10 protein-coding genes are annotated in these 11,003 nt (G+C 73.7%); 5 read left to right on the top strand and 5 right to left on the bottom strand.

Annotated elements, in window-relative coordinates:
- The 5 genes from ABZ234_RS33370 to ABZ234_RS33350 form a co-directional block, all read right to left on the bottom strand.
- Positions 1-1,173 (bottom strand): SMC family ATPase (locus ABZ234_RS33370; protein ID WP_355014696.1); only part of this gene is annotated, 1,173 nt, incomplete at its 3' end.
- Positions 1,173-2,330, bottom strand: a complete 1,158-nt coding sequence (locus ABZ234_RS33365; RefSeq protein WP_355014695.1) for an exonuclease SbcCD subunit D — start codon at positions 2,328-2,330, stop codon at positions 1,173-1,175. The genes ABZ234_RS33365 and ABZ234_RS33370, both read right to left, overlap by 1 nt.
- Positions 2,331-2,389: 59 nt before the next feature.
- Positions 2,390-3,049 carry an O-methyltransferase gene (locus tag ABZ234_RS33360; protein ID WP_355014694.1) on the bottom strand — a complete coding sequence of 220 codons (660 nt, stop codon included), beginning with the start codon at positions 3,047-3,049 and terminating at the stop codon, positions 2,390-2,392.
- A 162-nt stretch (positions 3,050-3,211) separates the two neighbouring features.
- On the bottom strand, positions 3,212-3,712 hold the full coding sequence (locus tag ABZ234_RS33355) for a carbonic anhydrase (protein ID WP_344184393.1): 501 nt from the start codon (positions 3,710-3,712) through the stop codon (positions 3,212-3,214).
- 177 nt (positions 3,713-3,889) lie between these two features.
- Positions 3,890-4,603, bottom strand: coding sequence for a metal-dependent hydrolase (locus tag ABZ234_RS33350; protein ID WP_355014693.1), 714 nt, complete (start codon positions 4,601-4,603; stop codon positions 3,890-3,892).
- 263 nt (positions 4,604-4,866) lie between these two features.
- On the opposite strand from ABZ234_RS33350, the gene ABZ234_RS33345 reads away from it, so the two are divergent.
- Genes ABZ234_RS33345 through ABZ234_RS33325 form a run of 5 tightly spaced genes read left to right on the top strand, consistent with a single transcriptional unit; the run spans position 4,867 to position 10,909 of the window.
- The gene (locus tag ABZ234_RS33345) at positions 4,867-6,714 is read left to right on the top strand and encodes an ABC transporter substrate-binding protein (RefSeq protein WP_355014692.1); all 1,848 of its coding nucleotides are present in this window, start codon (positions 4,867-4,869) and stop codon (positions 6,712-6,714) included.
- Positions 6,711-7,781, top strand: a complete 1,071-nt coding sequence (locus ABZ234_RS33340; protein ID WP_267946051.1) for an ABC transporter permease — start codon at positions 6,711-6,713, stop codon at positions 7,779-7,781. Before ABZ234_RS33345 ends, ABZ234_RS33340 begins: the two co-directional genes overlap by 4 nt.
- The gene (locus ABZ234_RS33335) at positions 7,778-8,770 is read left to right on the top strand and encodes an ABC transporter permease (RefSeq protein ID WP_355014691.1); all 993 of its coding nucleotides are present in this window, start codon (positions 7,778-7,780) and stop codon (positions 8,768-8,770) included. Before ABZ234_RS33340 ends, ABZ234_RS33335 begins: the two co-directional genes overlap by 4 nt.
- Positions 8,767-9,786 (top strand): ABC transporter ATP-binding protein, encoded by a 1,020-nt coding sequence (locus ABZ234_RS33330; RefSeq protein ID WP_267946049.1) that lies wholly within the window; start codon positions 8,767-8,769, stop codon positions 9,784-9,786. The genes ABZ234_RS33335 and ABZ234_RS33330 overlap by 4 nt, the downstream gene beginning before the upstream one ends.
- 34 nt (positions 9,787-9,820) lie before the next feature.
- On the top strand, positions 9,821-10,909 hold the full coding sequence (locus tag ABZ234_RS33325; protein WP_267946048.1) for an ABC transporter ATP-binding protein: 1,089 nt from the start codon (positions 9,821-9,823) through the stop codon (positions 10,907-10,909).
- The last annotated feature ends 94 nt before the right edge of the window (positions 10,910-11,003 follow it).

Raw genomic sequence — 11,003 nt, 5'->3', positions numbered from 1 at the left:
CCGGGCCGGTCCGGGCGGGGGCGCGGGGGGGGGGGCCCCCCCCGCCGGGGGGGGGGGGGGGGGGGCGGGGGGGGGGGGGCCGCCCCCCCCCCCCCCCGGCCCGGACGGCGGTGAGGACACGGCCCGGCCGATCCCGGGGAGCCCGGCGACCAGGGACAGGTGGTCGGCGACGGCCAGTTCGGCCTTGTCCAGGTCGGTGCGCCGGCTGTCGCGGGCGCGCAGGAAGGGCAGCACCGACTCGGCGCGCTCGGCGGCGTCGAGCCGGGCGTCGAGCCCGGCCCGCCGGTCGGCGTGCCCGGCGAGCCGGGCAGCCCGGTCCCGGGCGGCGGCCAACCGCTCCTGGCGGGCGCGGAGCTCCCGCCCGTCGGCCAGGGCGCGCAGGGCGGCGTCGCGCGCGGCGGTGAACTCGGCGGCCACGGGGACGGCGTCCAGCGCGGTGGCTCCGGTGACGGCGGCCAGTTCGGCGGCCCACGCCGTCAGCTCCTCGGGCAGTTCGGGCGCGGTGGACCGGCCGACCTCGGCGATCCGCCCCGCGACCGAGCGCACCTCGTCGCCGGCGGACTCCACCTCGTGGCGCAGCTTGTTGGCGTGCCCCTTGAACCACTCCTCGACGTCGCGGAACACGCGGGTGTTGAAGATCCGCTCCAGGGAGTCGCGCCGCTCGTCCGACTTGGCGCGCAGGAACCGTGCGAAGTCGCCCTGGGGGAGCATGGCGACCTGGCAGAACTGGTCGAGGGTGAGCCCGACCAGGTCGCCGACGAACTGGCCCGCCTCGTCGGGACGGGTGGTGACGTCCGTCCAGCGGCCGCCGGAGTGCTCCAGGACCACGACCTTGGCGTTCTCGACCCTGGTGCCGGTGCCGCGCTTCTTGGGCCGTTCCCAGCGGGGGCTGCGCTCGATGCGGACGCGGCGCCCCCCGACGGTGAACTCCAGGGTGACCAGGGGGCGCCGGTCCGGCGGGGCGTGGTCGCTCCGGGGGGAGCGGTCCCTGCCCCGGGCGCCGGGGACGCTGCCGTACAGGGCGAAGCACACCGCGTCCAGCACGGAGGTCTTGCCCGCGCCGGTGGGGCCGTGGACGAGGAAGAGGCCGCCCGCGCCGAGCCGGTCGAAGTCCACCTCCTCGGTGCCCGCGAACGGGCCGAACGCCTGGAGGGTGAGGGTGTGCAGGCGCATCAGCGCATCCCCTCCTGGAGACGGACCTGCTCGACGGCGGTGTTCACGAGGGCCTGCTCCTCGGGGGTGGCGGGGGTGCCCCGGGCCCACTCCACGAAGTCGGCGACCACCTCGCGCTCACTGCGGTCGGCGACGGAGGCGGCGACCGGGCGCGTGTCGGGGGTGCCGCCCTCGGGGGCGAACTCCAGGACCAGGGTGTGGGGGAAGCGCTCGCGCAGCCGGTCCATCGGGTGGGCCGGGCGGCGCGGGTCGGTGAGGGTGACCTGGAGCCAGTGGCCGGTGTACCCCTCCCATTCGGGCCGGGTGAGCAGGTCCTCGATCCTGCCCCGGATCCGGGCCAGCGGCCGGGGGACGGGCGCCTCCGCGAACTCGGCGCCCGCCAGGCCGTCGGCGTCCAGGTCCACCACCCAGTAGCCCTTGACGTGGTGCTCCTCGGAGAAGGAGTAGGCGAGGGGGCTGCCCGGGTAGCGCACCGAGGGGGTGATGGTCTGCCTCCCGTGCAGGTGGCCGAGTGCGACGTAGTCCACCCCCGAGTAGACCGACGCCGGGACGTTGGAGGCGCCCCCGACGGAGATGTCGCGCTCGCTGTCGGAGGGCTCGCCGCCGGTGACGAAGGCGTGCGAGAGCACCACCGAGCGGGTCCCGGGGCGCTCCGCGAGGTCGGCCCGGACGAGGTCCATGGCGTGGCCCACGGCCGCCGCGTGCCCGCGCTCGGACAGGTCCCAGTGGTGGCGGGCGACCTCCGGCTCCAGGTAGGGGATGCCGTAGAAGGCGACGGGGCCGTGCCCGTCCTCGATCAGGACGGGGGTCCCCACGCCGTCCAGGGAACTGCGCAGGTGGACGCCGGAGGCGTCGATGAGACCGGTGGCGAACGACATCCGTGCGAGGGAGTCGTGGTTGCCGCTGATGAGGACGGCACGGGCGCCGGTGGCGCGGATGCGGCCGAGCGCCCGGTCGAAGAGGCGGACGGCGTCGACCGGCGGCAGCGCGCGGTCGTAGAGGTCGCCGGCCACGACCACCACGTCGATCCCGCGTTCGCGGATGGTGCCGACGAGGTGGTCGAGGAAGGCGGACTGGGCGTCGATGAGGTTCTCCCGGTGGAAGGAGCGGCCCAGGTGCCAGTCCGATGTGTGCAGCAGGCGCATGGGACTGGACATTACCGAAGGTGCGCGCGATCCGTCGGGGCCCTGCCGCCCGCAGGGGCGGCGGGGGTGTGTCAGTTCCTGCGCGCGAGCGTGAGCCCGTCCCCGACGGGCAGCAGCACCTGGGTGACGCGGTCGTCGGCGACCAGGCGGTCGTTGAAGTCGCGGATGCCCTGGACGTGGGCGGACGTGTTGTCGTGGTCCACGACGCGTCCGTGGGAGAGCGTGTTGTCGGCCAGGACCAGGCCGCCCGGACGCAGCCGGGGGACCAGCTCCTCCCAGTAGGCGACGTAGCCCTCCTTGTCGGCGTCCAGGAAGGCCAGGTCGAAGAGGGGCTCGTGGGGGAGGGCGCGCAGGGAGTCCAGCGCGGGTCCGAGCGTGAGCGTGATCCTGTCGGCGACCCCGGCGCGCTCCCAGTAGCGGCGGGCCACGGACGTCCACTCGTCGCTGATGTCGAGGGCCAGCAGGGTGCCGTCGTCGGGGAGGCCGCGGGCGAGGCAGATCGAGGAGTAGCCGGTGAAGGTGCCGACCTCCACGACGTCCCGCGCCCCGCAGATCCGGGTGAGGAGTGTGGTGAACGCCCCCTGCTCGGGGCCGATCTGCATGCCCTTGTGCGAGGGGAAGAGCTCCGCCGTCTCCTCGGCGAGGTCGGCGAGGACGTCGTCGACGGGCTCGCTGTGGGCGACGACGTAGGCGTGGAGTTCCGGGCCGAGACCCTCTGTGGTTCGTGTCACGGAGGCCAGCCTAGGCCAGGGGAGCCGCGCGGCCCAGTACCCGCCCGCGCCTGTGGACGCCGCCCCGCGTCCGGCGGGCGGGGCCGGGGGAGGGACGCGGCCGTCCGGCGCGCGGCCCCGGCGGGCGGGGCCGCGCGTACCGGCCCCGCCCGCCCGCGGAGGTCACCCCGGTCGGCGGACCTCACGGAGCTCGCCGGTCACGACGTCGTACACGAAGCCCCGCACCCGGTCGGTGCAGGGGATGAACGGATCGACCTCGATGCGCCGGATCGACTGGAGCACGTCGGTGTCCAGGTCGGTGAAGGCCTCGGCGGCCCAGTCCGGCCTGATGCCCACCTCGTCCTGGATCTGCTGCTTGAAGTCGTCGTCGGTGAAGCCCGCCATGCCGCAGTCGGTGTGGTGGACGAGCACGATCTCCCGCGTGCCGAGGAGCCGTTGGCTGATCGCCAGGCTCCGGCGCACGTCGGAGGTCACGGCCCCGCCCCCGTTGCGGATCACGTGGGCGTCCCCCTCGGACAGGCCGAGGACCCTGTAGACGTCGAGCCGGGCGTCCATGCAGGCGACGACGGCGAGGCCCAGCGCGGGGGGCGAGGCGTGGTCGCCCTGGGGGAGGCCCCGGGCGCGGGCGCGGGCGTTGGCGAGCAGCTGGTCGGTGGCGCTCATGGCAGACCTTCCGGGTCCGGGCACCGGCGCGGTGCCGAGGAGGACACGCAGCGTGTCGGCCAGGAGCATAATCCGTGAGCGGTCGCCGGGGCCGGGGAACGGGAAAACCCGTCCCGGGGGCGGTCGCCCCCGGGACGGGTCCGTGCCCGGGCGGCCGGGGCGGGCCCGGCGCCCTGTCTAGTACTCGGGGAGGATGGCGGGCCAGTCGAAGAGGTAGACCGAGCCCACGATGACGCCCACCGTCAGCAGCGGGGTCACCACCTTCTGCTCGACGGGGCCGTCGGTGACGAACCCCTTGCCCTGGCCGATGCGCTTCTTCCACAGGGGCCAGAAGATCGGCACGCCCATCTTGGTGACCATGTCGCCGAAGAAGTGCAGGGTCACGCCGAACGCCACGGCCAGGCCCAGCCAGGTGTAGTTGACGCCCGCGGTGAACAGGGCCAGGGTGATCCCCGCCGTCGCCAGGGCGTTGATGACCCCGGACGCGACCCGGTTCTTGTCCAGGCCGAAACCCAGTCCCTGGAGCGCGATGCCGATGAGCAGGAACACGAAGACCTGGACGGCCATCTCGGACCACAGCGCCAGCAGCTGGACGATCACGCCCATGAGGATCGCGAAGAAGAACGAGTGCGTCCCCATGCGGTGACCGCCGAAGAGGAACCCGAGCATGCCGCCCAGGACCTCGGTGACCTTGCCGTAGGTCTTGGTCACCGTGGCGCTCTTGTGGTCGAGGTCGGGCAGCAGGGCCGCCCCCGCGCACACGAGAGAACCGGCGATGATCTCTCCCGGGCCGAGTTCGAAACTGAGCCCGAGGAATTCTGCGCCTTGGACCAGCGGAACGACCGCCATCCAGCCGACCACGCCACTCAGTGCGTGCGAGTGCCCCATCATGGCGGGAACCGTAGCGGAGTATCACAAGCACCGCGAATCAGGAGTAATTGCGGTCCGGCCCATTCCTCACCCGGCGCACCTGAAACCCCGCTGCGCCGGAGTCCGGCCGCGAATGTATTTCGATGTCACGGCGCTCCTCGGAGGTCATTGACGTTAATCCACGTCCGTTGGTAGACAACCAACAACCCCCGGGTGGCGTGACACCGACCCGGCACCGTCGACCTCCCCGCGCCACCGACCCCACGAACCCGACAGGGGCAGACATGTACTCCCATCGCCCTCCCCCCACCCCCTCCCCGCGCCTCCCGTTGCGAGTGACGACCACGGGTGCGGCACTGCTCCTCGTCGGGGCCGCCGCGGTCGCCCCGGCCGCCGCGGAGCCGGCCGACGAGGCGAACACGCTCACCGTCGCCATCTCCCAGCAGGTCGACTCCTTCAACCCCTTCACCGCCCAGCTGGCCGTCACCACCAACATCCTCGACCACGTCTACGACTCCCTGGTCACGGTCGACGCCGTGACCAACGAGCCCGCGCCGGCCCTGGCCGAGGAGTGGGAGACCAGCGAGGACGGCCTCACCTGGACCTTCCACCTGCGCGACGGCGTCACCTTCAGCGACGGCGAACCCCTCACCGCCGACGACGTCGCGTGGACCTTCACCACCATCATGGAGAACGAGTCCGCGGCGATCGCCAACGGCAACTACGTGTCGGGCTTCGACACGGTCACGGCCGAGGACGACCACACGGTGGTGATCGAGCTGGAGGAGCCCCAGGCGACGATGACCTCCCTCAACGTGCCGATCGTGCCGCGCCACGTCTGGGAGCCCGTCCTGGAGGAGCAGGGCGACGACTTCGCCGACTACACCGGTGAGGACCTGCCCGCCGTCGGCAGCGGCCCCTTCGTCCTCACCGAGCACCACCGCGGCGAGCACATCGCCCTGGAGGCCAACCCCGACCACTGGCGCGGGGCCCCGGGCTTCTCCGACCTGGTCTTCCGGTACTACTCCGAGAAGGACGCCGCCGTCGAGGCCCTGCGCAGCGGCGAGGTCTCCCTTGTCTACGAGCTGACCGAGGCCCAGGCCAACGCCCTGGACGGCGCCGACGACATCGCCGTCAACTTCGCCGCCGGCAAGCGGTTCCAGGCCTTCACCGTCAACCCCGGCGCCCGCACCCAGGACGGGGAGGAGTTCGGCGACGGGCACCCCGCGCTGGCCGACGCCACCCTGCGCCGGGCCATCGTCAGAGCCATCGACAACGAGGAGATCGTCGAGAAGGCGCACGGCGGCCGCGCCACCGCCGCCGGGGGCTACATCCCGGCCCGCTACAGCGACTACCACTGGTCGCCCGAGGGCGACGAGGCCACGCTCTCCTTCGACCCGGAGGCCGCCAATGCGATGCTCGACGAGGCGGGCTACGAGAGGGGCGAGGACGGCGTGCGGGTCTCGCCCGACGGCGACCGCCTCGAACTGCGCATGCACGTCCACCAGGACCGGCCGGACAACGTCAACGCCGGACTGGTCATCGTCGAGCGCCTCGCCGACATCGGCATCGAGGTCGAGAACCTCACGGTCGACCCGGGCGTCCTCAGCGACGCCCTCTTCGCGGCCGAGTACGACCTCATCTTCACCGGGTGGACGGTCAACCCCGACCCCGACTACGTGTTCAGCATCCACACCTGCGACGCGCTCCCCGAGGAGCCGGGCAGCATGCAGGGCGACGCCTACTTCTGCGACGAGGAGTACGACGAGCTCTACCGGGCCCAGCTCGCCGAGTACGACCGCACCGCCCGCGCGGAGATCATCCACGACCTCCAGCGGGTGCTCTACGAGGAGGCCGTCGTGAACGTGCTGGCCTACCCGGACATCCGTGAGGCGTACCGCACCGACCAGATCACCGACATGCAGATCCAGCCGGACCCCGGGGGCAACATCTGGGGCCAGGACGGCTACTGGGCCTTCTGGTCCGCCCAGCCGGTCGCCTCGGACGAGGACGGCCCCTCCGGGCCCTCGACCGGGGTCTGGATCGGCATCGGGGCGGCCGTGCTGGTGCTCCTGGCCGCGGGCGGGTTCGTCCTGTTCCGCCGACGCGCCACCGTGGAGGACCGCGAGTGACCAGCGACCCCGTCACCCCGGGAGCCCCGGCCGGGGCGGAGGCGCCCGGCGCCCCCGCCCCGGCGGGCCCCGCCGGGCCAGGCCGCGCGGGCAGGATCGCGCGCTACGTCGCCGGACGCCTGGCGACCGCAGCGTTCTCGCTCCTGGCCGTGGTCGTGGCCGGGTTCTTCCTCTTCCGCATCCTGCCCGGCGACCCGGTCCGCGCCATGACCGAGGGCCGCGAGGTCACCGCGGAGCAGCGCGAGGAGCTCCGCCGCCAGTTCGGGCTCGACCAGCCCCTCTGGCAGCAGTTCCTCGACTACCTGACGGGCCTGCTCCGCCTCGACCTCGGCACGTCCTTCCAGTTCCGCGAGCCGGTCACCGAGCTCATCCTCGAACGCCTCGGGCCCACGGTCCTGCTCGCGGGGACCGGCACGGTCATCGCCGCGCTCCTCGGCCTCCTCCTCGGCGTCCGGGCCGGGTGGAGGCCCGGCGGCCGGTCCGACCGGGCCAACAGCGCCGTCGCCCTGTTCTTCTGGTCGGTGCCCACGTTCTGGCTCGGACTGCTGCTCATCGTGGCGCTCGCCTCGGGGCGCGGGTTCATGCCCGGCCTGTTCCCGACCGGCGGCATGGTGGACCCCGCGGCGACGGGCCCCGTGGAGACCGCTCTGAGCACGGCCTGGCACATGGTGCTGCCCATCACCACCATGGTCGCCGTGATCTACGCCCAGTACCTCATGATCATGCGCTCCTCCCTCATGGACGAGAGGGGCGCCGACTACCTCACCACGGCGCGGGCCAAGGGACTGCGGGACGCCCTCGTGCGCCGTAGGCACGCGGTCCCCAACGCCCTCCTGCCCACGGTGACCCTGATCTTCCTCAACCTCGGCCAGGTCGTGTCCGGAGTGATCCTCGTGGAGACGGTGTTCTCCTGGCCCGGACTCGGCCAGCTCTTCTACTCCGGCCTGCGCGTCCCCGACCTCGGCCTCGTCCAGGGCCTGTTCGTGGTCTTCGCGGCCTCGGTGATCCTCATGAACCTCCTCGCCGACCTGGTCTACCCGCTGCTCGACCCCAGGGTGCGCCCATGAGCGCGGACACCGAGGAACACGGCGCCGACGCACCGGGCGGAGACGCCGGCGGGGCGAACGGCGCGGGCGGCGCACCCGTGTCGCCCCGGGCCCTGGCACGCCGCCGCCGCGCGGAGGCCCTGCGCCGGTTCGCCCGCGAGTACACCCGCAACCGCGCCGGGCTGGTGGGCCTCCTCGCCCTCTCGGCCATCGTCCTCCTGGCGCTGTTCGCACCCCTGCTGGTGGACCAGGCCGAGCTGACGGTCACCGGCGCCCCCGGAGCCGCCTACGAACCTCCCAGCGCCGAGTTCCCCCTGGGCACCGACAACTTCGGCCGGTCCGTCCTCGACCTCATCATCTGGGGTTCCCGGGTCTCCCTCACGGTGGGCTTCCTGGCCACGGTCGTCTCCGTGGTCCTGGGCACGCTGGTCGGGGTGACCGCCGGGCACTTCGGCGCGTCCGGGGGCCCGGCCGGACGGGTCGTGTCGTCCGTGCTCATGCGGGTCACCGACTGGTTCCTGGTGCTGCCCACCCTGGTCCTGGCCGTGGCGCTGGCCGCGGTGCTGCCGCGCGGCACCGGCACCATCATCGTCGCCATCGGCCTCACCGTCTGGCCCGCGACGGCCCGCCTGGTGCGGGCGCAGACCCTGGCGGTGGAGGCGCGACCCTTCGTGGAGCGCGCCCGCGCCCTGGGCGGGGGGCACACCCACGTCATGGCCTGGCACGTGCTGCCCAACGTGATGCCGGTGGTGCTCGCCCAGACCACCCTCCTCGTGGCCACGTCGATCATCGCCGAGTCCACGCTGGCGTTCCTGGGGGTGGGGGACCCCACCACCATCTCCTGGGGCGGCATCCTGGAGGCCGCCCGCACCGCGGGGGCCATCAGTTCCGGGATCTGGTGGTACATGATCCCGCCGGGCCTGGCCATCGCGGCCGTCGCCCTCTCCTTCACCCTGTGCGGACGCGCTCTGGAGTCCGTCATCAACCCCCGACTCCGGGAGCAGCGTTGACCTCCCTCCTCGACGTCCGAGAACTGCACGTCACCTACCGAGCCGGGCACGGTGAGGTCCCGGCCGTCCGGGGCGTCGACCTGTCCCTCGACCCCGGGGGCACCCTGGGGCTGGCGGGGGAGTCGGGGAGCGGCAAGTCGACCGTCGCCCTGGCCCTGCTGCGCCTGCTGCCCGAGAGCGCCCGCATCGGGGGGCAGGTCCTGCTGGAGGGGGAGAACGTCCTCGACATGCGGTGGGGCCGGCTGCGCGCGGTCCGCTGGGTGGGCGCGGCGATCGTCTTCCAGGGCGCCATGCACTCCCTCAACCCGGTCAAGCGGATCGGTGACCAGATCGCGGAGCCCATGGCGATCCACGGCACCGTGCCGGCGAACCGGATCCCCGGGCGCGTGGCCGAGCTCCTGGGACAGGTGGGCCTCCCGGCCTCCCGCACCCGCGACTACCCCCACCAGCTGTCCGGCGGACAGCGCCAGCGGGTCATGATCGCGATGGCCCTGGCCTGCGAGCCACGCCTGGTCATCGCGGACGAGGCCACCACCGCCCTGGACGTGATGATCCAGGCGCAGATCCTCGCCCTGCTCAAGCGCCTGGTCGCCGAACAGGGCATCGGCATGCTGATGATCAGCCACGACCTGTCCGTCCTGGCGGCCACCTGCGACCGGGTCGCGGTGATGTACGCGGGCCGCGTCGTGGAGCAGGGCCCCGCCCGCGAGGTCGTGCACGAACCCGCCCACCCCTACGCGAGCGCCCTCAGCGCGGCCTTCCCCCGCATCGGCGACCCGGCCTCGCGCCTGGCGCCCCGGGGCCTGCCGGGGGACCCGCCGGATCCGGCCGACCCCCCTCCGGGCTGCGTCTTCCGACCCCGCTGCGCGGTGGCCGAGACGGTCTGCGCCACGGTCGACCCGCCCCTGTGGCCGGTGGACCCCGACCCCGCTGGGAACTCCGCGCGTCATGCGGCGTGCGTGCACGTGGGCCCCGCGAGACCCCTGACGACCGCCCGGGACGGGGGCACCCCGTGATCCCGACCGCCGCCCCCACCGAGGAGACGCGCCCTTGAGCACCACCGAGACCGACCCCCGCGACGCCCCCCGAGCCTCCGGGGGCGGGGAGGCGCCCGAGCCGATCCTGAGCGCCAGGGGAGTGGAGGTCGCCTTCGCCGCCGGGTTCGCCCCCGGAGGGGGCAAGGGCACGGCGCGCGCCGTCGACGGCGTCAACCTCGACGTGTCGGCGGGCGAGATCGTGGCGCTGGTGGGGGAGTCGGGCTGCGGCAAGACCACCCTGGCCCGGGTGCTGCTGGGCCTGGAGCGGCCCACGGGGGGCGTCGTGGTGTTCGAGGGCAGGCCGATGCGGTACGGCTCCCGGGACCTGCGCGCCTACCGGCGCCGGGTCCAGCTCGTGCAGCAGGACCCCACCGGTTCGCTCAACCCGCGCCGCACCGTCTACGAGTCCGTGGCCGAGGGGCTGCGCATCCACGAGGGCACCACGGCGGACGAGGCCGAACGGGTCGCCGGAGCGCTCTCCGGGGCCGGCCTGCGCCCGCCGGAGCGCTTCCTCGCCCGCTATCCGCACGAGCTGTCCGGCGGGCAGCGCCAGCGCGTGGTGATCGCCGGGGCCCTGGTCCTGGACCCCGAGGTGCTGGTGGCCGACGAGCCGGTCGCGTCCCTGGACGCGTCGGTGCGCGGCGAGATCCTCCGCCTGCTCCTGGACCTGCGGGACGAACTGGGGCTGTCCGCCCTGGTGGCCACGCACGACCTGGGACTGGCGTGGAACATCGCGGACCGCGTCGCCGTGATGTACCTCGGGCGCGTGGTGGAGCTGGGCACCGTGGAGGAGGTCCTGGCCGCACCCGCCCACCCGTACACACGCGCGCTGCTGTCGGTGCTGCCCGACGCGGGCGAGGGCGAGCCGGTGGTCCTGGCGGGCGAGCCGCCGGACCCCAAGCAGGTGCCGCCGGGGTGCCGGTTCCACCCGCGCTGCCCGGTGCTCGCCTCGGGAGAGGCCGAACGGGCGGGCGTCGCCGACCTGTGCCGCACCGTGGACCCCGCGGTCCTGGGGGGCGGGGCCGAACGCCGGGTGGCCTGCCACTGGGCGGCCGCCGACGGGACCGGCCGGGTCCGCGCGGAGGCGGGAGGCGCGGGCTGAGGGCGCCGATGAGGAAGGTGGCCAGGCCCATCATGACGAGGGTGGCGACGAGCACCTGCTTGCGGCCGAACTTGTCGCCGAGGGCGCCGGCGAC

The organism is Nocardiopsis sp. NPDC006198, assembly GCF_040613895.1.
Lineage (GTDB): Bacteria > Actinomycetota > Actinomycetes > Streptosporangiales > Streptosporangiaceae > Nocardiopsis > Nocardiopsis tropica.
Note: the sequence above shows the minus strand (reverse complement) of the source record. Positions and strands in the feature narration are given on the sequence as shown.

What these genes read in the sequence shown, in the direction of transcription:
- ABZ234_RS33365 (WP_355014695.1), bottom strand. Translation starts at nt 2,330, where the DNA reads ATGTCCAGTCCCATGCGCCTGCTGCACACATCGGACTGGCACCTGGGC.
- ABZ234_RS33355 (WP_344184393.1), bottom strand. Translation starts at nt 3,712, where the DNA reads ATGAGCGCCACCGACCAGCTGCTCGCCAACGCCCGCGCCCGCGCCCGG.
- ABZ234_RS33350 (WP_355014693.1), bottom strand. Translation starts at nt 4,603, where the DNA reads ATGATGGGGCACTCGCACGCACTGAGTGGCGTGGTCGGCTGGATGGCG.
- ABZ234_RS33345 (WP_355014692.1), top strand. Translation starts at nt 4,867, where the DNA reads ATGTACTCCCATCGCCCTCCCCCCACCCCCTCCCCGCGCCTCCCGTTG.
- ABZ234_RS33335 (WP_355014691.1), top strand. Translation starts at nt 7,778, where the DNA reads ATGAGCGCGGACACCGAGGAACACGGCGCCGACGCACCGGGCGGAGAC.